Origin of the sequence: Phytobacter sp. MRY16-398 (assembly GCF_003925915.1) — a bacterium.
In the GTDB taxonomy this organism is placed as follows: Bacteria; Pseudomonadota; Gammaproteobacteria; order Enterobacterales; family Enterobacteriaceae; genus Phytobacter; species Phytobacter diazotrophicus.
In genome coordinates this window covers 2,899,926-2,923,530 of sequence record NZ_AP018756.1, presented here as the reverse complement: position 1 = coordinate 2,923,530, position 23,605 = coordinate 2,899,926, and the positions used below count along the sequence as shown (strand labels likewise).

15 protein-coding genes and 1 pseudogene are annotated in these 23,605 nt (G+C 55.3%); 10 read left to right on the top strand and 6 right to left on the bottom strand.

Annotated elements, in window-relative coordinates; translation table 11 throughout:
- The first annotated feature begins 11 nt into the window (after positions 1-11).
- Entirely contained in the window at positions 12-596 is a 585-nt protein-coding gene (locus tag MRY16398_RS14400; RefSeq protein WP_172600654.1) for an NUDIX domain-containing protein, read from the top strand.
- A gap of 7 nt (positions 597-603) precedes the next feature.
- Positions 604-966, top strand: coding sequence for an NUDIX hydrolase (locus MRY16398_RS14395; protein ID WP_125124661.1), 363 nt, complete (start codon positions 604-606; stop codon positions 964-966).
- Between the two features lie 48 nt (positions 967-1,014).
- Here MRY16398_RS14395 and MRY16398_RS14390 read toward each other — a convergent pair whose 3' ends face one another.
- Positions 1,015-1,944: a DUF7916 family protein gene (locus tag MRY16398_RS14390; protein WP_125124660.1), complete on the bottom strand. Its 930-nt coding sequence runs from the start codon at positions 1,942-1,944 to the stop codon at positions 1,015-1,017.
- 209 nt (positions 1,945-2,153) lie between these two features.
- Here MRY16398_RS14390 and MRY16398_RS14385 point away from each other — a divergent pair, with 209 nt between their 5' ends.
- The 6 genes from MRY16398_RS14385 (at position 2,154) to MRY16398_RS14360 (ending at position 11,690) form a co-directional block, all read left to right on the top strand.
- Positions 2,154-2,903, top strand: a complete 750-nt coding sequence (locus tag MRY16398_RS14385) for a GntR family transcriptional regulator (protein WP_125124659.1) — start codon at positions 2,154-2,156, stop codon at positions 2,901-2,903.
- A 252-nt stretch (positions 2,904-3,155) separates the two neighbouring features.
- The gene (gene treZ / locus MRY16398_RS14380; protein WP_125124658.1) at positions 3,156-4,943 is read left to right on the top strand and encodes a malto-oligosyltrehalose trehalohydrolase; all 1,788 of its coding nucleotides are present in this window, start codon (positions 3,156-3,158) and stop codon (positions 4,941-4,943) included.
- Positions 4,940-7,477, top strand: coding sequence for a malto-oligosyltrehalose synthase (gene treY / locus MRY16398_RS14375; RefSeq protein ID WP_125124657.1), 2,538 nt, complete (start codon positions 4,940-4,942; stop codon positions 7,475-7,477). Before treZ ends, treY begins: the two co-directional genes overlap by 4 nt.
- Positions 7,478-7,523: 46 nt before the next feature.
- Complete coding sequence (glgX, locus tag MRY16398_RS14370) at positions 7,524-9,599, top strand: glycogen debranching protein GlgX (RefSeq protein WP_071194232.1); 2,076 nt, start codon at positions 7,524-7,526, stop codon at positions 9,597-9,599.
- Between the two features lie 175 nt (positions 9,600-9,774).
- Entirely contained in the window at positions 9,775-10,737 is a 963-nt protein-coding gene (gene tehA / locus MRY16398_RS14365; protein ID WP_125124656.1) for a dicarboxylate transporter/tellurite-resistance protein TehA, read from the top strand.
- A complete protein-coding gene (locus MRY16398_RS14360; protein WP_125124655.1) occupies positions 10,734-11,690 on the top strand; it encodes a zinc-dependent alcohol dehydrogenase family protein in 957 nt (318 codons plus the stop codon). Before tehA ends, MRY16398_RS14360 begins: the two co-directional genes overlap by 4 nt.
- A 14-nt stretch (positions 11,691-11,704) precedes the next feature.
- Here MRY16398_RS14360 and MRY16398_RS14355 read toward each other — a convergent pair whose 3' ends face one another.
- Complete coding sequence (locus tag MRY16398_RS14355; protein ID WP_125124654.1) at positions 11,705-13,039, bottom strand: aminotransferase-like domain-containing protein; 1,335 nt, start codon at positions 13,037-13,039, stop codon at positions 11,705-11,707.
- Positions 13,040-13,141: 102 nt separating this feature from the next.
- On the opposite strand from MRY16398_RS14355, the gene MRY16398_RS14350 reads away from it, so the two are divergent.
- Both MRY16398_RS14350 and MRY16398_RS14345 read left to right on the top strand, forming a co-directional pair.
- Positions 13,142-14,020 (top strand): DMT family transporter, encoded by an 879-nt coding sequence (locus tag MRY16398_RS14350; protein WP_223878786.1) that lies wholly within the window; start codon positions 13,142-13,144, stop codon positions 14,018-14,020.
- Positions 14,021-14,080: 60 nt separating this feature from the next.
- Positions 14,081-14,971, top strand: a pseudogene (locus tag MRY16398_RS14345) (dihydrodipicolinate synthase family protein).
- A gap of 46 nt (positions 14,972-15,017) precedes the next feature.
- Here the strand turns inward: MRY16398_RS14345 and MRY16398_RS14340 are convergent.
- From MRY16398_RS14340 to MRY16398_RS14325, 4 genes are all read right to left on the bottom strand, one after another.
- Positions 15,018-19,040 carry an eCIS core domain-containing protein gene (locus MRY16398_RS14340; protein WP_125124653.1) on the bottom strand — a complete coding sequence of 1,341 codons (4,023 nt, stop codon included), beginning with the start codon at positions 19,038-19,040 and terminating at the stop codon, positions 15,018-15,020.
- A gap of 3 nt (positions 19,041-19,043) precedes the next feature.
- Entirely contained in the window at positions 19,044-20,459 is a 1,416-nt protein-coding gene (locus MRY16398_RS14335; protein WP_079497390.1) for an ATP-binding protein, read from the bottom strand.
- Positions 20,460-20,566: 107 nt separating this feature from the next.
- Positions 20,567-21,790, bottom strand: coding sequence for a hypothetical protein (locus tag MRY16398_RS14330; protein WP_125124652.1), 1,224 nt, complete (start codon positions 21,788-21,790; stop codon positions 20,567-20,569).
- Between the two features lie 19 nt (positions 21,791-21,809).
- Positions 21,810-23,552, bottom strand: coding sequence for a hypothetical protein (locus tag MRY16398_RS14325; RefSeq protein ID WP_125124651.1), 1,743 nt, complete (start codon positions 23,550-23,552; stop codon positions 21,810-21,812).
- Positions 23,553-23,605: the final 53 nt, after the last annotated feature.

Sequence of the window (23,605 nt, the reverse complement as noted above, 5' to 3'; positions counted from 1 at the left end):
GAGGTGGTATTGTGCAATCAAAACGTGCAGAAGTACGCATTGCGGACAGCAAAATCCTGTCCGACGACTGGTATACGCTCATCAAATATACCTTTGACCTGCGCCGCCGCGACGGAGAGTGGCAACGACAAAATCGTGAAGTGTATGACCGCGGCAACGGCGCAACGATCCTGCTGTATAACCGCCAGAAACGGACGGTTATCCTGACCCGTCAGTTTCGTTTTCCGGTCTTTATCAACGGACATGACGGTTATCTGATTGAAGCCGCCGCTGGCCTGCTCGATAACATGGATCCGGAAAACCGCATTAAAGCAGAGGCCGAAGAAGAGACCGGCTATCGCGTGGCGAATGTACAAAAGGTCTTCGAAGCCTTTATGAGCCCCGGTTCTGTCACTGAAAAACTGTTCTTTTACACCGCAGAATACCAATCGGGCGACAAGATAAGCCAGGGCGGGGGTATTGAAGCCGAAGGCGAAGACATTGAAGTCATGGAACTGACACTGGATGACGCCCTTGCGGCCATTGACAGCGGCCTTATCTGCGACGGTAAGACCATCATGCTGCTCTACCATGTCGCGTTAAAAAAAATACTGTGAGGGCATCATGAACCGACAAATCATTCTTATCGCTGGCCCTTATCGCAGTGGGACACTGGGCAAGGCTGACTTAATCGCGCAGAACCTTGCCAGACTTGAAGAGGCCGCGCTGGCGGTCTGGCAACGCGGCCATATTCCGGTGATTGGTGAATGGCTGGCCCTGCCACTGGCAAAAGCCGCGGGTTCCACATCGCACGGTGATGAAATCTGCGAGGCGATGCTCTATCCGGTCGCGCATCGGTTGATAACCCGCTGTGACGCACTCTATCGCATTGCCGGAGAATCCCGCGGGGCGGATATGGATATCGAGGTCGCCAGACAACACGGCCTGACAATTTACCCCTCGCTGGAGAGCATTCCTGCCGTTTAATCGACAAAACCGCTATCCGCCTCAGCGCGGATAGCGGCTCATGCGCTTTTAGCGATTTACCGAACGTGCAATACGCGTATACGTATGTCTGACACCGCGAATGGCCACGCTATAGGCCAGAATATTTTCCGGCAGCGCCATCCCCATATAGCCCGTATCGCCAATATGATGCAGATCGGCCCCCGCCATTTTACTCATCAAGGCAATCTGGCGAATGGTGTTGATATCGGCCCCTTCCTGTGACGTTCCGATAGCCGTCATCGCCAGGACGCCTTTAGCATGTGCGCAGTCAATAAGCGCGGCGACCTTTTCCTGACTCATGCCTGGCACAGTACCGGGGGCCGGGATCAACACAATATCCGCGCCTTGCTCAGCAAACCAGCTTACATCGTCTTCGTTAATAATGGCGCTTCCACTTTCCCGTACCACACCGGCACCATGCATTTTACCGGTAATCAACACTGCACTGTCGCCAATCGCATCGCGTATTTCTTTAAGCGCCAGCCCAAGCGCCTTATTGCTCACGCCATTATTGGGGTTCCCGGTAAGTACAAGGATTTTAGCCCCCATCTCCACCAGCTTACGCGCATTATCCGCCGTCGCCGCGCGTCCCGGATTCATTTTCCAGATGTCATCATGATTGCGGGCAAAGTTGGGGTCGACCGCCTCCAGATTTACGCCAATGATTCGCCCGGTCAGATGCGCTAAACGATGTAACACCTCTTCCGGTTGGGTATCCGCAGGCATGCCCTGAATCTGTGGATGTTCGCTATCAAACATATTGATAAGCAGAATATCCGCCCCCTGTGACGCCGCAAGCTCTGCATTGGTCACGTTGTTAAGCAGCGGCTGCGTGATCGCGATCGTTTCACTGATCAACACGCGCCCTTCACTGGCACGAATCGCATACAGCAACGCCGCTTTGTCCATCTGTACCAGGTCAGAAGCACTGCAGTCCAGTAAACGTTTGGTTGTCATATCTCCACCTTTTGTTTGTGTACCATTTATGTACCACTTAATCACCTTAAATAAATCATGCGTTCAAAAACCAGTCTGAAATGTCTATTTCGCGATCAATTTCACGTTTTTATCGGCATTGATTACACGTAACCACGATGACAAGTGGCGCAATATGATTAAGGATTGGTACACTAAAGATTGATGCAGAAATTCATTCTGGAGATGCAATGCCCATTGTCTTTTCCCTCAATCCATCAGACGGCTTGCCGCTGTATATTCAATTGATCAATGTCATCAAAACAGCCATTGCAAAAGGAGAGCTACAACCGGGTGATGGCATACCTTCGGAACGTGAGCTCGGGGAAACGCTGGCGATAGCACGGGGTACGGTACGAAAGGCATTCCAGCAGTTGTTTGATGAGGGGATCCTTATTCGCCAGCAAGGTGCGGGCACTTTTGTCGCCCCGCACCTGCGCCAGTCACTCCCCTTGTTGGAAAGCTTTAGCGAGATGGTCGATGCCAGCGGAGGTCAGGCACAAAGCGAGTTGGTTGGCTATCAGCGTCGGGTTGCTTCATCGCTGGAGCGTCAGATCCTGCAAGTAAGCCCAGGGCAGAACGAGGTGGTTGAACTGACCCGAGTACGCAAAATCAATGGCATTGCCATCTCCGTGCAAACGGCGCTGTTACCTGCCCAGTTGCTGGAAAAAATAACCGATCTGCCTGAATCGCTTTATCGCTACCTGGAACAAAAAGGTATGCCGGTACTTCGCGCGAATCAGCGTTTTGCCGCCGTCGCGGCTGATGACAGGCTGGCACATTATCTTGGCGTTCAACAAAAAACCCCCCTTTTATTGATCACCCGTACAGGTTACAGCCATAACGATATTCCCGTGGAACATACCTGTACCTGGTGCCTTAGCGATTACCACGACTTCACCCTCGAACTCCGCAGGGCAAATTACAATGAAAACGCATGATTTTGCGCGATAAAAAATCGCCTTAACCGGTTAATTCCGGCAAATGACGAACGCCCTGGCGTATCGCTTAAACAATGAGACACGCTCGCCTATCACCCGCCAGAATTGCGCCCATTCTGCACATTTCATAAGTGACACTGTCACATCATTTTTCCCATTATCGTCTATGATCACCTTCGTATGCATTGAGGTGTCGCGTTCTTAAGGCACTTTTTGGCCATTGATCGCTTTTGCATTAAACGAGGTAACTGAATGGAGTCAACATCATTTCATAAAAGCTGGGGTGCCGAATGGCTTGGGAACGGTACCGTCCAGTTTCGTCTCTGGGCATCCGGTCAACCCGGCATCACCCTACGGCTTGCAGGTAAAGACCTGGAGATGCGTCCGTGCGACGAGGGCTGGTTTGAACTTACCGTTGAAAACGTCGCGCCCGGTACGGAATATCAGTATGTTCTTAACGATGGTATGACGATTCCCGACCCGGCCTCTCGCGCACAAAAAGCGGATGTCAATGGTCCGTCTCTGGTCATTGACCCCACGCAGTACCGCTGGCAGCACCCGCAGTGGCAGGGGCGTCCGTGGGAAGAAACCGTTGTATACGAACTACATATCGGCACATTTACCCCGGAAGGCACCCTCCAGGCAGCCATCAGGAAACTGCCTTATCTTGCCGAACTGGGAATTACCCAAATTGAAGTAATGCCCCTGTCGCAGTTTGGCGGCAACCGGGGATGGGGCTACGATGGCGTACTGCTCTACGCACCGCATTCCGCTTACGGTACGCCGGACGATTTCCGCGCTTTTGTCGACGCCGCCCACGGTCTTGGGCTTTCTGTGGTGCTTGATATTGTGCTCAACCACTTTGGCCCGGAAGGCAATTATCTCTCCTTGCTGTCACCCGACTTCTTCGATACCTCCCGTTCCACCCCCTGGGGGGCGGGGATTGCTTATGATGTGGATGCGGCCCGTCGCTATATCGCGGAAGCGCCGCTCTACTGGTTGACCGAGTTTCGCCTTGATGGATTGCGCTTCGATGCCATCGATCAGATTAAGGATAAATCCGAAAAACACATTCTCACTGAGATCGCGCAGCGCATTCGTCAACAGGTAACCGACCGTCCCGTTCATCTCACAACAGAAGACAGCCGTAACATCACCGACCTGCACCCGCGCAATGAAGACGGTTCCGTCCCGCTTTTTACCGGTGAATGGAACGACGACCTCCACAATGCCGTGCATGTGCTGGCAACGGGCGAAACCCACGCGTATTACCAGGATTTCGCAAACGCCCCTGAACAATGGGTTGCCAGGGCGCTTGCCGAAGGGTTTGCCTATCAGGGTGAAGTCTCCCCGCACAGCGGCGAACCGCGCGGTGTGGACAGCCGAAGCCAGCCACCCACCGCCTTTGTCGACTTTATCCAGAACCACGATCAGGTGGGTAACCGCGCTTTAGGTGACCGACTGATTAGCCTCGCCGGGCCGGAACGCAGCCAGTGTCTGCTTGCTGCCCTGCTGCTCTCACCGCACATTCCGCTGATCTTTATGGGTGAAGAGTATGGCGAGACGCGGCCTTTCCTGTTCTTTACCGATTTCCATGGCGATCTCGCCCGCGCTGTACGCGAAGGCCGCGCAAACGAATTTTCCGGCCACTCCGGCTATGACGGTGTCGATGTCCCCGATCCCAATGACGAACGCACCTTCACGATGTCGAAACTCAACTGGCGGGCGCAGCAAAGCGCGGAAGGCAAAGCATGGTTGTCTTTAACCCGTGAACTGCTGTTGCTGCGCCAGCAGTACATTGTGCCGTTACTCGCCCACGCGACGGGCCATAACGGTACGGTCGTGGATACCGCGCCCGGCTATCTCGCCGTACGCTGGACGTTCCCTGCCGGCACGTTATCGATGGCGCTTAATCTCGGCGAACAGGCCCGGCCCGCTCCCGAGCTTCCTGGCAAAACGCTGTTTGCCCGCCCCGCTATGACAACCGAACTGCCTCCACACTCGATTGTGGTTCGCCTCGCGTCAGGAGATGCGCAATGACCATTCCAACGGCAACCTACCGTATTCAGTTTCGTAACGGCATGACCTTTGATCGCGCCGCGGCGCTGGTGCCCTATCTTAAACGCCTCGGCATGAGCCACCTGTATGCCTCGCCGGTTTTTACCGCCACCACAGGGTCCACCCACGGTTATGACGTAACAGACGCCAATGAAATCGATCCGGCCATTGGCGGGCGCAAGGGGTTTGATCGCATGGTCAACGCGCTCAAAGAGGCCGGGCTGGGTCTGATCCTCGACATTGTGCCAAACCATATGGCGGCATCGCTGGAAAACCGCTGGTGGCGCGATGTTATCGAACACGGTCCACAAAGCCGTTACGCCCACCATTTTGATATCGACTGGACGCGCCCGCTGACACTGCCTTTCCTGGGCGATACCTTTGAAAATGTGCTGGCGCGTGATGAGATCCGCGTGCAGCCGGCCCCGGAAACCGGACATCCCGCCTTTGCCTATTACGACAGTTTTTACCCATTGACACCGGAAAGCTGGCAGGACGACCCCGCCGCGATATTGAACCTGACGGATAAATCAGCCATCAGCGCGTTGCATGAGCGGCAACCCTGGCGACTCACCTGCTGGCGTGACGCGCCCCATTCGCTCTCCTACCGCCGCTTTTTCGAGATAACCGGTCTGGTGGGGGTACGCGTTGAAGATAAAACCGTCTTTGATGACACCCACCGGCTGATCCTCGAACTGGTGCATAGCGGCGTTGTTGACGGGCTGCGGGTCGACCATATTGACGGGCTGGCAGACCCGAAAGGCTACCTTGACCATCTGCGCCAACAGGCCGGGCCGGACTGCTATATCACCGTGGAGAAGATCCTGGGTGAAGGCGAACAGCTACCTCAGGACTGGCCCATCTCCGGGACCACCGGTTATGAATTTATCGCCGCGTTATCCGACGCACTGGTCGATGGCGACAATATGGAGACCCTGAGCCAGACCTACGAAGAGGTGCTGGGCAGAACTGTTGATATGGCAAACGAGCTGCGGGCCGCGAAGCTGCTGATGTCGGGGCGCAATTTTGAAGGGGAATTCAACACCCTGCTCAGGCTCAGCCTGGAGATTGCCACGGCGGAAGGTGTCGCGCTCGATGAAACCGCCCTCAGTACGGCCCTGCGCGAATTGCTGGTCGCCTTCCCCGTCTACCGTACCTACGGCACTGACAGTGGGTTACCCCCGGCGGACCGTGCTCTGCTGCAAAAGGTGGCCGATTCGGTGAGAGCGCTTGGTACCCTGCCGGATCCTGAAGCGCTGGATTTCCTGCAACGGATTCTTGTTGGCGAGGTGAAGGAGAGCACCGCTCATAATGTGCTCACCTTCCGCACCCGCTTTCAGCAACTGACCGGGCCGCTGATGGCGAAATCGGTGGAAGATACCCTCTTTTTCCGTCAGCACATGGCGCTGGCGCTCAATGAAGTGGGCTCTGAACCGCTACCGCGACCGTACGCGCTGGCCGCGTTCCATGAGGCAATGCAAACCCGCCGCGAGCGACAGCCGGATGCCCTGTCGACCACCTCCACCCATGACACCAAACGGGGTGAGGATACCCGCGCCCGGCTCTATACCCTCACCGAAGCGCCCGAACACTGGGCGCAGTGCGTTGTTCGCTGGCGCGAAATGAACAAGTCCAAAGTGGTGCTGATAGATGACGGCGCCGCCCCGCGCTCCGGCAGCAAATGGATGATCTATCAGGCGCTGGCCGGCGCCTGGCCCGTTACGTTACGCCCGGACGATCATAAAGGCCTCAAAGCCCTTGAAGCCCGCTTTCTCCCCTATGTGGAAAAAGCGCTGCGCGAGGAGAAACTGCGTACAAGCTGGGGTGACACCAATGACGCCTACGAACAGGCGGTGCTCGGCTATGTCACTCATCTGTTCTCGGCGGAAAACCAGCCGTTTCTGGTCGATTTCCACCTCTCCCTGCAACCTTTTATTCGCGCCGGACTGGTGAACAGCCTGACCCAGGCAATAATTAAGCTTACTGCGCCCGGTGTACCGGATATTTATCAGGGGAGCGAGGCGTTCAACTTTAGCCTTGTGGATCCCGATAATCGCCGCGAACCGGATTTCTTTGCGCTGGCCAGCGCGCTTGACGATGAGGAAAAGCCGCTCACTACCGACAAAGACGCCTGGTTTAGCGGCAGGACGAAACAGCAGGCCATCGCACTCCTTGCCCGTTTCCGCCAGCAAAAACCGCTGCTGTTTCGCACCGGTGACTATCTGCCGCTTTCAGCGTCAGGGTCGCAGGCGAAAAATGTTATCGCCTTTGCCCGTACCACTGGCAAGGAGGCGCTGGTTGTTATCGTCCCGCGTCTGGTCTTCGATTCGCTGGCCGCTCACCCCGACCGGCTCTACCCGCCAGGGTTGGAGACATCGGTCACGCTGCCGGATGCGCTTGCCGGACGGCGCTATCGGGATCTGTTTACCGGAAAAGAAGAAGACCTGAACGACGGCGTTAACCTGGCGTCAGGTGATGGCAGTCTGCCCGTACGCGTTTTGTATAGTTCATTTTAACCTTTTGTATTTATGGCAAAATCTTAATTCGCGGGAGAAGGAAAAAATGTCAGACGGAAAGTCATTTACCATTACGGCAGGAAATTATCACCAGCTCGGTGCTAATTACGATGGTGAGGGCGTCAACTTCGCGCTCTTTTCCGCCCACGCGCAGCGCGTTGAGCTGTGTCTCTATGCTCCCGACGGCAAACAGGAGATTGCAAGGCTCGATCTGCCGGAGTACACCCATGAAATCTGGCACGGCTACGTTCCCGGACTGAAACCCGGCGCACTGTATGGGTTTCGCGTCCATGGGCCTTACGACCCGGAAAATGGTCACCGTTTTAACCCGCATAAACTGCTGGTTGACCCGTACGCCCGCGAACTGGTTGGCAATGTGGAGTGGAATGAATCGCACTTTGCCTACGACCTGTTACATGAAGATAAAGATCTGACGTTTGATACCCGCGACAGCGGCCCCTATATGCCCAAATGCCGGGTGATCGACCCGAATGAATTTGACTGGCAGGACCAACATCGCCCGGTCATTCCCTGGTCCAGTGCGGTTATCTATGAAACGCACGTGAAGGGCTTTACCCAGCTCAACTCCGCCTTGCCGCAGGAGCTGCGCGGCACCTTTGAAGGCATGGGCCACAAGGCGACGGTGGATTACATCAAAAATCTCGGCATCACCTCGGTTGAACTGCTGCCTATCCACTGGTTTCCGGATGATCAGCACCTTCTGGACAAGGGGCTGAAAAATTTCTGGGGCTATAACACCCTGGGCTTCTTTGCCCCGGCTTCGCGTTATTACGGTCCGAAAGGCATTCAGGGCGTGCGCGATATGGTCCGCGCCTTTCATGATGCCGGTATCGAAGTGATCCTCGATGTGGTCTATAACCACACGGCGGAAGGCAACGAACTGGGCCCGACGCTCTCGTTTAAGGGGATCGATAATTTCTCCTACTACCGTACCTTGCCTGAGCAGCATCGCTATTACATTAACGATACCGGTACGGGTAATACGGTGAACACCTCGCATCCACGGGTGCTACAAATGGTGATGGATTCGCTGCGTTACTGGGCAGAGTCGATGCATATCGACGGCTTTCGCTTTGACCTGGGGACCATTCTGGGACGTGAACCGGAAGGCTTCGACCAGCGCGGCGGCTTTTTTGACGCCATGATGCAGGACCCTTTGCTGTCACGACTGAAATTGATTGGCGAACCCTGGGATATCGGTCCGGGCGGCTATCAGGTAGGTGGGTTCCCGCCAGGCTGGGCCGAGTGGAATGATAAATATCGCGACACGGTGCGTGAATACTGGCATGGCGATAATGTCTCCAGCGATTTCGCCGCCCGCCTGCTGGGCTCCGGCGACCTGTACGATCTGCGCGGACGTCGCCCGTGGGCCAGCGTTAACTTTATTACCGCCCATGACGGCTTCACGCTTAACGATCTGGTGTCGTACAACGACAAGCACAACGAAGCCAACGGCGAAGACAATAAAGACGGCCACAACGATAACCGCTCCTGCAACTATGGCGCGGAAGGTCCAACAGAGGATGAAGGCATTAACGCCGTGCGCGAGCGGCAGAAACGTAACTTCCTTGCCACACTGTTCTTCTCACACGGCACGCCCATGCTGCTTGCGGGCGACGAGTTTGGTCGCAGTCAGTTGGGGAACAATAACGGTTACTGTCAGGACAGTGAAATCTCATGGGTGCACTGGGATAACCTGCCGGAAACGGCCAGAACACTGCATGAGTTTACCCGCCACGTCATTAAACTTCGCGCCGACCAGCCGCTGCTGCGCCGTGAAAACTGGCGCGATGGCATGGTGATCGAGTGGTTTAACGCCGGGGGCGGTTTCCAGCAACCGGAACAGTGGGATGAGGGTTCGACACTCGGTGTCTATATCGGTCGCCCGGACCTGCAAACGGAAAAAGGTATCTGGCACGATGTTCTGATGCTCATTAACCCGTTTGAAGGCAATGTGCCGTTTCGTATTCCGCAGTTTGGCGAAGGTGGCTGGGTGCTGGAGATTTCCACCGCAGAAAACGCCAAACGTGGGCTGGTTATCACCAAAGAGATGGATTTTGAACTGGAGGGCCGCTCTATCGTCCTGTTCAGGCGTCCATAGCGATACGCACCTTCGTTTAGGGTAAAAAGACGTGACACCGTCACGTTAAAAGCCATTCCCCTGAGCAGGCCACGCGCCTGCTCACTTTTAGCCCGCCTGCTTCCTGCTGCCGTTTACGCCCTGCCTGCAACTCTATACACTTCCAGCTTCGCACGACCATACAAGCAAAAAACAGATGAACAAAACGCGCATTAACCTTCCCGCCGGTTATTTTGGCATGGTACTGGGCATTATCGGCCTGGGTTTCTCCTGGCGATTTGCCGCCACCATCTGGCCTGTCACCACCCTGCCTGCCGATGTGCTGGTCATTCTCGCTATTCTTATCTGGGCGCTGTTGATGTTTGCGTTCATCACCCGTCTGATACGCCATACAGGCACCCTGCGTGAGGAGATCGGCCATCCGCTGAAAAGCAGTTTTGTCAGCCTTGCGCCTGCCACCAGTATGCTGGTCGCCATTGGCCTGACACCCTGGTGTTATACGCTTGCCCTGATCCTGTTTCTGGTTGCCGTTACCGCCCAGCTAACCTATTCCGCCTGGCAAACCGCCGGATTATGGCGCGGCACGCACCCGAAAGAGGCCACCACGCCGGGGCTGTACCTGCCTGGCGTGGCGAACAATTTTATCAGCGCCATGGCCTGTGGCGCGCTGGGCTTTACCGATGTCGGCCTGCTCTTTTTAGGCGCCGGTATTTTCTCCTGGCTGAGTCTCGAGCCGGCCATTCTGAGTCGCATGCGTAATCTGGAAGAGATGTCGCCTGCGGTTCGCACCTCGCTCGGCATTCAGATGGCCCCGGCGTTCGTTGCCTGTAGTGCCTGGCTGATGCTGAACGGCGGTCAGGCGGATGTCTTTGCCAAACTGCTCTTTGGTTATGGTCTGCTGCAAACGCTGTATATGATTCGCCTCATCCCCTGGTACAGCGCGCAGCCGTTTAATCCCTCTTTCTGGAGCTTCTCGTTCGGTGTGGCATCGCTGGCGACCACGACCCTGAAACTGGGGCACGGTTCTCCCGACGGCGCACTGCACTGGATCGCCTTCCCGCTGTTTTTCGCCTGTAATCTGGTGATTGGGCTACTGATGGTGAAAACCTTTATGCTGCTGGTACGCGGCAAATTGATCATCCGCGAACCACACCCATGAGTGATAACACCGCCCTTATCTATCGCACCTTTGGGGCGCCAGAATCAGTGCTGTCACTGCAAAGGGTAGAGGCAGAGGAATTGGCGACTGACAGGGTGCGGGTCGCAATGGCGCTTTCCCCGGTCAATGCCTCCGATCTGATCCCCATCACCGGCGCATATCGCCACCGGATCACCCTGCCCGCCATTGCCGGTTATGAAGGTGTGGGCACCGTTATTCAGGCACCACCGCAGGCCGCCCATCTGCTGGGAAAACGGGTGTTGCCGCTGCGCGGACAGGGCACCTGGCAACGTCTGGTTGACTGCCCGGCGGCCTTTACCGTGCCGGTACCGGACGATATCAGCGATACGCTGGCGGCCAGGGCGTACATCAACCCGCTTGCCGCGCTGTTAATGCTTAATCTCTACCCGCCAGCGGGAAAACATGTGCTCATTACCGCCGCCGGGTCGGATTGCGCCGCTCTGCTCGGCCAGTGGGCGCTCAAGCGTGGTGCGCTGAGCGTCACGGGCGTTCATCGCTCGCCCGTTCATCGGCAAAAGCTGGCTGAATGCGGCATTCGCCCGCTTGAGGAGACGCGCGCCGCGGAAATCGAGACCCTGGCGCAAACGACAGATATTGTGTATGACGCCACCGGCGGAAAACTTGCCGACTTACTGCTCTCATCCATGCGCAAAACGGCGCTGTTTGTCAGCTATGGCCTGCTTTCCGGCCAGCCTTATCGCGTTCTTCCCCACCATCCACCGACCCAGTGGTTCCATATTCGCAACGTTCTGGATGCTGTCTCAGCGGCGCAGTGGCAGGCGCTGTTCGCTGAACTCTGGCCGTTACTGCGCCAAAGCCAGCTCAATGACGCCAGCCTCTTTCCGCTGGCTCACTGGCAAGAGGCCATCGCGTTGTATAAAACGCCGGGCAGGACGCGCAAACCCCTGCTCGCTTTTTCCGCGAAGGCGTAGCGTGACGTAAGAGGCTACCGGGCGTTGAAATACTCAATAGTTTCTCTGACTTTGCGGGCAGCACTTTTCAGGGTGTCGATGTCAACCGAGCCAATAGCCATGCGCAGCGCGTGCGGTGTGTGAATGGAAGTACTGAACGGTTCTGCGGTGGTCAGTGAAATGTTCTCTTTAAGTAATGCGCTGACCACACGATCCGCGCGTACCTCTTCCTGTAACGGCAGCCAGACAAAATAAGAAGACGGATGGCTTACGCAGTGCAGCGGCGCCAGATACTCGCGCGCCACGGCCTGCCGGTAGCGGGCATCCTCCCTTTTTAACTGCTCCAGCCGCGCCACTGTGCCATCCAGCACCCAACCGCAGACAATCGCCGTCATCAGGGCGGGCGTATTCCATGTGGTTGCCCTTATGGCACGTTCAATACCCTGCTTTTTATCCGCGGGCGCGACCACCATCCCCACGCGCAGCCCGGAGGCCACATTTTTCGAAAAGCCCGCCAGATAGAGCGTTCTTTCAGGCGCGTAGTGGTGGATGGGCAGCGGCGGGTTATCCACCAGCCAGACATAGGTGGCATCTTCGATAATCAGCAGGTCGTGTTCGCAGGCGATAGCGGCTATTTCGCGGCGAAACGCATCATTTGCCACCCACCCCAGAGGATTATGCAGCGTGGGCATGGTGTAAATGGCTTTCACCCGACGCTTTTTGCACAGCTTACGCAATGCCTCAGGATCCATCGCCTCCCCGCAGGCCGGTACCGCCACCAGTTCCAGATGAAACTGTTCGGCCAGCACCTTAAAGCCGGGGTAGGTCAGCGTGTCAACCGCGACCACATCACCGGGTTTGAGCAACCCCATCACCGCGACCGCCAGCCCGTGCTGCGTCCCGTTGACAATCATCAGATTCTCAGGGGCCGTCTTTACCCCGAATTGCGCCAGGTAATCAGCAAACACGCTACGTTCGCTGGTTTTCCCCCCGTGCGGCTGATAGCGCAGCAGCGATTCAATATCACCGCTGACCGAAAGCTGGCGCAGCGCGGTTCTCAGTAACTCCGCCTGTTCGGGCAGTGCCGGGTAGTTAAAGCTCAAATCAATCACATCGGAGGCGATCGCATGACGATCGATACCCTGCCCGCGCGGCAGCATGATCTCTCTGACAAACGTCCCGCGCCCCGTCTCACCGCTGACCAGCCCCATGGCCTCCAGTTCCGCATAGACACGGGTCGCCGTGACCAGCGAAATATGGTGCTGAGCCGACAAAACGCGGTGGGTCGGTAACCGTGTTCCGGCTACCAGTTCACCGGATTTGATGGCCCTGGCAAACTCGTCAACGAGGCTTTTGTAGCGTGCTTTCACGATTGTATCCATGACAATAATTTGATTGTCATGAATTCTCGGCCGTATGCTCAGTGCTGTCAAACAAGTTCAGATAACAATAACCACACATTGAGGTGCACTGTGCAAGAGAAGCAAGACAACCCGCCCCTGAGCGGCTGGATAAATGGCTTTGTCGGTATGATCATTTTTAGCGGTTCGCTTCCGGCCACCCGCGCCGCGGTGCTGGATTTCGATCCCCTGTTTCTCACCGTCGCCCGCGCCTCTATCGCCGGTCTGCTGGCCCTATTTCTGGTCATCACCCTGCGGGGAAAACGCCCGAACGGCGCCCAGGTTCTCTCCCTGATGGTGGTCGCACTTGGCGTGGTGGTTGGCTTTCCTCTGCTTACCGCCTTTGCCCTGCAACAGGTAACCTCGGCGCACTCCATCGTGTTTCTCGGTCTGCTGCCGCTCGCTACCGCCATTTTCGGCGTCCTGCGCGGCGGTGAAAGGCCACGTCCGGCCTTCTGGATTTTTTCAGGTCTGGGCAGTTTACTGGTGACCGGGTTTGCCTTAAGTCAGGACATTGCCGTTTCGGCGGTGGGCGATTTACTGATGCTGGCGGCGGTGGTTGTCTGCGGCCTGGGCTATGCTGAAGGTGCCCGCTTAACGCGGGTACTCGGCGGCTGGCAGGTGATCAGTTGGGCGCTCATCATTGCGCTGCCGTTAATGTTAACCGTTGCCGTGTTAACCCGCCCGGCCAGCTTTTCAGGGATCAGCGAACCCGCATGGTTTTCATTGGGTTATGTCTCATTGTTCAGCATGCTGATTGGTTTTGTGTTCTGGTATAAAGGGCTGGCGCAAGGGGGCATCGCCGCAGTCGGGCAGCTACAGCTTCTGCAACCCTTTTTTGCACTGGCGCTGGCAGCGACGTTTTTACAAGAGTCCGTCAGCGTCATGATGATCCTGGTCACTATGGGGGTCATTGTTTGCGTGGCAGGATCACGCAGGTTTGCACGTTAACCGGTTTATCTAAGCACTTATGCCCAATATAAGTGCCTTTTTCACGGCAGGAGGAGCAGTATGCTAAGAGGTCTGAGTGCCTTTCCACTCACCCCTATTACCAACAACAACGTGGATGAAGCCGCGTTTGTTCATCTGATTACTAACCTTGTCGCAGCGGGCGTGGACTCCATCGGCGCAGTGGGTTCGACAGGCAGCTATGCCTACCTCACGCGCGATGAGCGTCGCCGCGTAGCAGAGCTGGCCGTCCAGCACGCCGAAGGGATTCCGGTGCTGGTGAGCATCGGCGCGATCCGCCTGGACGATGTGCTGGCGATTGCCGAAGACGCACAGCGCGCCGGGGTGAAGGCCGTTATGATGGCCCCGGTCTCCTATCAATAGCTTAATGCGGAAGAGGTTTATACACTCTACGAAACCGTCACCCGCCACCTTTCCGTGCCGCTGTGTCTCTACGATAACCCGGCGACCACCGGTTTTGCCTTTACGGATGACTTACTCGTTGAGATTGCCGCGCTTCCCGCCGTCTCTTCAATCAAGCTTTCTGCGGTCTCAACCGATCCCACGAAAGGCAAAGAGCGCCTTGACGATTTACGCGCACGCATCCCTGCGTCCGTCACCATTGGGATCAGCGGCGACTGGCAGGCCGCAACCGGCTTTGCGGCCGGCTGCGATGTCTGGTATTCGGTGATTGGCGGGCTATTCCCACAGGTAAGCCTGGCCCTTACCCGCGCCGCGCGGGCGGGGAATCATCGGCTTGCAGGCGAACTGTCCGACCAGCTAGAACCGCTGTGGCAACTGTTTCGTATTCACCGCAGCCTGCGAGTGATGGCAGCGGCGGCGGAAATCATGGGCGTGGTCGGCCCTTCCTGTCTGCCTTTTCCTCTGCGCCCACTGGCAGGCGAAGACAAAGAGCACCTGCACGCGGTCCTCAAGTCCACCGGCCTGGTGTAGCGTTTTCTACGGGCAGGCCTGTGCGTCGGTCTGCCCGTTTATGATGTCAATGGAACGTCTTAAGCGCCGCTCGTACCTGTTCTTGTAATACTTTCACCACTGGCCCCCTGCCACTTTCCGGGCTGGTTGTCAGATAGGTTTTGATAGCCTGCGCCAGTAATTTCAGGTTCGCTTCGGATTTATTGTTATGGAAGGCTGCAAGCGCGTTATCGACACTTTGGATATTTTTACGGACGGTCTTACCAAATAATCCACTGGTGGTTGAATAGGATATAAAGTCAGCAGGGCTCATTACCCCGGCAAGACCCGCCATCACGATATTGTCTTGCTCAATTGCCGCCTCCAGCGTCTCACTGGCCATCTCAAGTGATTGTTCAAGCGCCTGTGTATCAGGAAAATGCAGTTTTTGGGCCTGATTTTTACTTTCTTGCACTTTGGCCAGTGGAAATGCCAGTCCATTCTCTTCAAGGATAGCGGGATTTATCTTTGCCAGTTTTTCCATTTTACCGATATTAATTTGAATATCTTTTGTTAATTGTTCTTCTTTATATACCAGGGCTTCATATTGCTCTTTTAATAATTCAAGGCCAAATTTTTCATTAAATTCCAACAGCCGCTGATTGACATCTGTACTGTTCATACCTTCGTGAATGGTATTGAAATAGATAACTTTCCGGCTCATTAACTTGATATATTTTTCTTTGATGGCTTCGCGCTTTTTGGCGGCAACAATACTCTCTTGTTTTAATGCTTTTAATAGCAGCTCCACCTCTTCTCTTTCACGATTGAGCATTGCTTTGCGGATATCGCCGCTACCGCCTATTGTGCGGTTGCTTTTTAATAAGGATTGCTCTTCTTCACCTTTGATTTCCCGATAGTCTGGCGAATTGAGTTTATTGTCTTCAATACCCAGATGTTCCGGCGTCTCGGGGACCATCTTATCGTTATTGTCGCCAATTTTACCTGTCAACGCGTAATTCCCCATCCGCCACTCGGCAGCCGTATATTCAAACAGGGTTTTGTTAATGAAATAAAGTGCTTTGGCTTTAATAACCACGCCGATAGAGGCAACGGCTTCCGGCTTAAAACTGTAGTCAATAATTAACGGTTTAATAGCATCAAATGTCCGTTTTTTGCGATTAAATTTCGCGGCTCCCTGCAGACCCGCGTTACTGTGTAACATGGCCTTCCCTTGAGCAAAGAAACCGGCACTCAGCGCGGCGATAACCTGTGAGCCGATATTCGCCCCCAGCTCGGCGCGCAGCAAAATAGCGCCGCTAAATTTCGCATGATCGCCTACCGACCAGACCCCCTCCTGACCTTTGGCATTGAGCAGAATATCAATGTCCAGATTCGCATCTGCGCCCAGGGAGCCATAAACCTCAAGGCCAGGGAATACGGGGAATATCATGGAAACATGCAGCGGCAAACCGACCGCGAGCTCCTGTAGCGAAAGTGATTTTTTATAGCCAATCTCACCAAACATCTGTTCAAGATTTAGCCGGGCGCTAGCCCCAAATGCGGAAAACCGTATCTCATCCAGCTTCGGTTTGAATGATCTGATAGTTAAGCCTGTTTTATTCAGGTTAACCCCTTCCACTTTGAAAGCCACGGAGCCGAAGGGAAGAAAATCCATCAATCCACTATTAAAATCAGGAACAAAATCGGTCATTTCCTTGCCATTACTGTTCTCGCTGGCAGGTAGTAGCTTAAGTGTTGCGCTCTCCACGGAAAACCCGTCTTTATCGACCTGCCCATTCTGAATATCCAGACCAAACAGCGACGTCGAGACATCAGCCGATGCGAGTGATCCTTTAAATCCGTCAGCATCAAAACCAATTTCTAACTGTTTCGCTTTCCCTTTGACTTTTGCCCGTTCGAGCGTTGCATTACTGGAAAGCGTCATGGATTCACCGTTTTGCTTAATCAGTAGTTGCAATTGTTCCAGCGTAAACCCGTCGAATAAAGTGATCTTATCCGGTCCTTTCACAATAGCGGTGGCAAAGCTAATTCCATTTTCGTCAATGGTGACATTGCTAACGCTGCCTTCAACACCAATGGATTTAATAAGCAGTTTTGCTGATTTCATCGAAAAACGTTTCTGATCGTGGCTATAACCTAAATCAGTCGCGGCAAAGCTAAACGCGTCATAATTGGCCGTAATCTGCCCATCATAAATTTCGATATGCGTTATTTTCTCTTTGCTGTCATAACTTATTTTCGCGCTTCCCTGTGCATTAACCTCAGAGAAGAGCATTTTTAACGTCGCATCAACACTAGCAGACCAATGACCGGGCTCTGCTGTGGCTTCGCCTTTTATGTGTTCAAGTATGATCTTTTCACCCAGCAGACGAATATTTTGCCCCGTAATATCTCCGCTGCCTTTTACCAATCCTTCCTTGATCTGCAACTGCGCGATTGTTGCTTTGATATCCAGTTGGGTCAGTTTTTCGAGATTGAGCCGGGCATTCTCCAGCATAAAACCATCGTTGTTACTCAACTGCGCCTTTTCTATTGTGACCAGGCCTGCGCTCTCTTTAAAATTTGTCATACTCCCCTGTTCAAACGTCCCATCGGCGGCCAGATTCAGTTTAAGATGCGCATCCGCTTCCCAGTCATAAATCTTAAGCCCGGCTTTTTGCGCCTCGAAAATCGCCCCCTGTGCTTTTTTATATTCCGCCGTAACGTTCGTTGCGGAAACGGTACCGTTACCAAGAGAAAATTCCTGCAACGAAAAGGCCAGTTCATCCAGACCCTCATTACTGACGCTCAGCGACGTCATATGCAATTGACGTACAACAAAAAAATCACCGCCAAATACAATTTTATTAACCAGTGAAATCGGTTCTCTGGCTTGTAAAATCGCACCGCCTTCCCAGGGCAGAATTAATGTCAGCTTACCGTCCTCGCCATAGCTGCCCTGGTAATCAAACAGGCGATATCCCAGCGCGAAGGTGGCATGCAAACCGCCTTTTTGTTCGTCTTTATCCTCTTCTTTTTTCTGGGTCTTTTTCAGGCCAATCGAGCCCACTTTCAGCCAGATGATATGCAAATCGATACTGGCGAGATCTTTCTTGCGCTCCTCTGGGGTGGCGGCTTTTTTGTCTTCGTGGGTGGATTCTGTCTTTTCGCCTCCCCACCACGTGGAATAAATATGTTTCCCTAAGTTAAAAACGCTGGTGACCGGGTTTTTAACTGCCTGAATAATCATTTGCAGATAATCCAGTACCGTACGCAACCGGCCCACCGCTCCGTCACCATCGGCGGCGACCAGTAGCGTGTGGCTGTAATTCACTATCGTCTCGTTCGGTAAATAGGTCGCCACTTTCCCGGTGAGAAACAAAATCCCGGTTTTGACGGGCGCGGGAATGGCATCCCAGATATTAATAGCGATAGTCAACGCATTGGCGAACGTCGTCACTTTGCCCACAATTTGGGTAAAGGTTTCAAGACGGGTCAACAGATAGAGTGTTCCCGTATCGGCAAGCGTCAACAGACCATTAAGCCCAAGCGTTTTGAACTGTGAATTCAGAAGCGACCACGTAAAATCGGACACCACGCTGCGCTGCATCACGGCGTTCTCGCCCTGCCACGCATAACGCTGTATCGTGCCGGAGCCCGCAGGCATCCGGTTGTCAGCGAGATGACGGACGCTGCCGGAGGCCTGTGCCTGTTTACCCAGTTGTGTTGCCTCGGCCTCCAGCCCTGGATCGTCATTTAGCGCCGCGCCCTTCATCTGGCGTGTCGCACTCACCCGTCCTTGCGCCTGCTGCACAACATGCCCCAGTTCATGGGGTAGATGGTGTTCCTGACCCGGCGCCAGGTGAACATCGCTCCCCTGCGCATAGGCGTGGGCGCCATACTGCTCGGGTTTGTCCGAGTTGTAATGCACCCTTACATGGTCCAGCGACATGCCGGATACCCCTTCCATGCCGGTTTTTAATTTGCCGGGAATGCCCGTTTTTGCCGATGAACGATTATCCTGTAACGCGGGGCGCACCGGATGTTGCGCCGCCTGCTGGTGCGGCTTTCCCGAGGCGTCTGCGCGACGTTGCGTGTACTTTGCCATGGTTTAGGGCTCTTGCGGCGGCGAAAACGGCGATGCGCCAGAAGACGAAAAACGCATCGTTTTGTTCTCTTTGTGAAACTCCTGACGAATACCGCCGATCAATTCATCGCGGTACACCACACGCTGGTCATGGCTGATGGCCTGTAGCGCGCACTGGCGCAAGACGTTGATGATTTGCCCCCCGGAGAGTTCAAAATCATCGGCAATTTGCACCAAATCAATGTCATCGCCTAATTCACACACATCCTCAAACGCCTGCTGCCAGAGCAGTAAACGTTCATCGGGGCCGGGTAAGGTAAACTCGACCATGTTTTGGAAGCGGCGGGTAAAGGCCTCATCCATATTGGCTTTAAGGTTGGTGGCCAGAATCACCGTGCCGGGGAAATCTTCGATGCGCTGCAACAGATAACCTGTTAGCTGGTTGGCATGGCGGTCGTTTGAGGATTGCGTGGCGGTACGCTTGCCGAACAGGGCGTCTGCCTCATCAAAAAAGAGGATCCAGTCTTTATAGCTCGCGGCGTCAAAGACACGAGAGAGGTTTTTCTCCGTTTCGCCAATGTACTTTGAGACCACCATCGCCAAATCCACCCGGTAGACCTCGCGTTCACTCACCTTTGCCAGCAATGCGGCAGTGAGCGTTTTCCCGGTCCCTGGTGGGCCATAGAAGAGCGCGCGATAGCCCGGTTTCACTTTCCGATCCAGTTGCCAGTCTTGCATCAGGGTATCGCCGTAGGTAAGCCAGGCGCGGATCTCGTCGACTTTCGCCATCACCCGATCATCTAACACCAGCTCATTCCACTGTAGCGGCGTCTCCAGAGGGTGAGCGGGAAAGTCCATGCTCATCTCCGGGCGCGGATGCTGGCCGGTGATGAGAAATGCCAGCCACGGTTCATTCAGGCGATAGACCCCGGCCCACGCGGGTAACGCCGGGTCGGCAGGCATCAGTGTCGTGACCTGCTCGGCCATAAAACGGTGTCGGGGCGAGAGAATATGCATGGTCTCAAGCCGCCAGGCCGGGTCGTTTCCCGCTAACAAAAAGTTAAGCGTCTGCCCGGTAGGCACAAACCCGCTGAACGCTTTATCCGTCACCCCGCCAAATTCACTGAACCCGCGATCGGTATGCTGATTAAGCCCAAACAGCCGGTCCAGCGCGTCGGGGCGAATAGCGGGTGCCAGTGTCAGCGCCAGCGCCAGCCGCTCGAAAACATTCAGCTCCCAGTGCAGCACTAAATCAGCGTAGACGCTGCTGTGCCGTTCAAGCGCCGGAGGGGCTATTTCCAGCCAGTGGTTTTCATGCCCTGGCTGGCGCAGATAACAGCGAATGACCTGTTCAATGACTTGTGCTAGCCAGCCCGTTTCACGATAAAGCGCAGCAATATTGTGCTCCGGGGCAATCACGCGATGCCTGGTTGACGTCATGTTCTCTGTACCTCGTTAATCTGTCGTCTGGCCCGTTGACGCCGCGTCGCGGCCGGGGCGCGATCCGAAGACCGGCCCGGCAGATAAACGCGACCCCTGCCGAATCGTTACGCGGCAAAGGCTGCCGCTTTTGCCGCCCCCAGCCCGGCATTTAACGAATTGAGTGACGCCGTGGCGCGGGCCAGCTCGGATTTTGCAGACTCCAGTTGGGTATTTGCCATATTGCTGGCCGCCAGGGCCGACTGATAACGTTCAACGGCGCGCTGATAACCGCGTTGAATCAGGGTATAGAGCGCGTTGTCCTGCTGGCTGCGAATGACAATGTTGAGTTGGGCGATATAGAAATCCGCCTGGCGGGTCAGATTGTTCAGTGTTTCGCTGGAGTCGCGATACTCCTGACGCGCGGTATCCATCGCCAGCCGGGCCTGGATAGCCTCCTGTTGCAGGCTCAGTACACGCTCGGACAGTTCTTCGTTCCTGCTCTGCGCTGAGACAGTCTCCGTGTCATTTGAGGTGACACTGTCACCTGACGCATTATCCGCAGACACAGCGCTGGCGGACGCCTCAAGGGTGACAGGCCTGTTGAGCTGCCCCAGTTGCGCTTCATATTTCTGGGTCTTCTCATTTTGCTGGGACATCAGGTTTTGGTTCTCCCGCTGTGCTTTACCCAGCGCTTTGAGCACCTTCTCAACACTTTTGATAACCGCATTCACCCGTTTCTGCGCGAGGCTCTCCTGAACATCCGCAGAGGTTCCCGTCAACAGGGTCAGCCACTGCTGCGCCTGTCTGGCTTCCAGTGCCGACACGCTGCCTGCCTGGTCCACCGAGGCTGCGCTGGCATAGCTGCTTTGTAGCGCCGTCAGGGTTAATGCGACGGCGTTATTGGCATCGCTTGTAGCCTGGTTTAATACGGCGACCAGCGCATCGGGAATCACGTTGTTCGCCGCCTTCTGGCGATTAACAAATCCCGAGAGTTTCTCCACCACGTCTGCGGAAAAGATCAACTGTTCGATCAGTTCCGCCATGTGGTTGCTCGTCTCCCTGACGTTTCTCAGGCTCTTGTCCGTCTGCTGGCTGACCAGAATGGAGTAACGCTGCAGCGTCTCGACGTTAGCCACCAGGGTTTTAGCCTGATTCAGGTTCGCCAGCGCCGCGTCTTTTTTACTGTCGGCATCGGTCAACAGTGCAGCGAAATTGGCCTGTTTCGCCGTCAGAGACGTCACCACAGTCGTCAGTTGATTAACCCGAAATTGCGCTTTATTCACCTGACTTGTCAGCGCGTCAATCTCGGCATTCTTCTGTTCGGCAATGCCATTTTTCATGCTTTTCATCCTCTGCGCTCCTTATGGGTTAACTTTCGGTGGGGTGTTCGTTGTTATCGCCACTAGCGCTGGGGGCCGCGGCGGCGGCTTTCGCGACAACGGGTGCATCCTCACGACTGCCCGCCAGCGGAATCAGCGTTTCCGCCTTCGCGCCGAACGCCAATGTGCTACTCCAGGCATTCGCGTTGATGTTGATGGCTGACGGCACCGCCAGCACCACCGGCAGATATTCGATACCGGGGACCAACAGCGCGCCAAAGTTGTCGGTCATGTCGTCCGGGATAACCGCTTTCATGCTGCGCTCGAGTCCTCCCGCAACCAGTTGCGTACTGCTGCAATGCGCCACACGGTAATTGGCGCCCGGCACCTGTTCGGCAATCGCTTTATTGAAGTAAAAACCGATCGCCGCATCGCCACTTTGTGCATCGGTGTCCTCACTCGTCATAAAGCCTCCGGTCAACGGCTGCCCTGAGTGCAATAACATGACGCGAAACTCCTGTTGGGTGATGTCTTCACTCAGCGGCGGTAGCGTGAACAGCACCGATTTTTTGTCCGGGCTAAAGGCAATGCCTTTTGCCTGGCCAAGCGGGGCCTGCAGGGTGACGGGGAGCGAAACACTGGAGAGGATGTTATTGAAAGAATTGATATATTTCTGATAAGGCAGGCTCAGCACGACATATACGCCTGCCACGTAACTGACGCCTGCGGCCAATAAATCACCGTCAATATCCGCGACCGCTGACCCTGATGCGCTCACCGGCAGCACCACCTGCCAGCCGTCATCTGCGGTCACCGGATGGAAATATTTCGTCTGCTCGGTATTAAACAGCGCCTCTATCTGCTCGAGTTTCACGCTCCCGGCATTTTCCGCTTTCGCGATAAAGACATAATGTTCAGGGTTCGCGGCAGGGATAGTGATGTCGCTTGCCAGGTGGATCCCCGCGCCTTCCGGCCAGGTGGTAAAAGGTTGCTGATACGGATCCAGACTCACGGCAATACCGTCAAATGTGCCAGTGACGCTGGCGATGAGATTGAAGTTAAGCGCCCGATTACAGTCCTCCACCGCGCTGTTAATGGCGCGCATTTCGCGCCCGGTATCCTCCAGTGCCCCTTCGGCCAGCTTCTCAGCATTGCTGGCCGTTGCAAGCGTGGTTTGCCCGGCAACCACCTGCTGGGAAAGTGCGGTAAACTGAGCGTTGGCCGCCCCCTGCACCGTTTTCAGTGCCGCACGGGCCAGCGCGGATTGATTCACCAGATCGGTGGCAATCACTTCGGAGCTTGCCGCGGCGGCATCCATTGCCAGCCGGGTGATGTACTCCGCATGATTGGCGGTCGTGCGGATAAAGCTATTGGCTTCGAGCGTCTTTCGGTAGATATCCGTGCCGTAACAGGCGGCTGCGGCAATGTTTAACGCACTGCCCAGCTCCGCCGCCAGCGTCGAAATCGCCTTCGCCGCGGCCTGAATGCCCGCCGCCGTGGCGGCGCTATTGGTGACGGTGGTCGCAGTGGCCTGTTGCACCAGCTTCGCCGACGCGTCCAGATTGGTCGCCAGGTTATCGCACTCCACCCCCTGCTCGCTTATCAAACGGCTGGCCAGCAGTTGTTGTTTCACCTCCGTCAGACCCTCATAGGCGTTGAGCTGTGCGCCCTGTGCATAGTACAAACTGTATTGCGCGCTGCAGTTCTGCGATTGCAGTTGTTGCTGCTGCGCGTACAGGCCCGCAAGGGTATTTCCAGCGGCGCTCTGCACGTTTTCCCGGTACGAGTTCATCGTTTCACCTTCCCCTTCGTTCGTTGATTAACGTTCCACGGCTTACCCCGTCA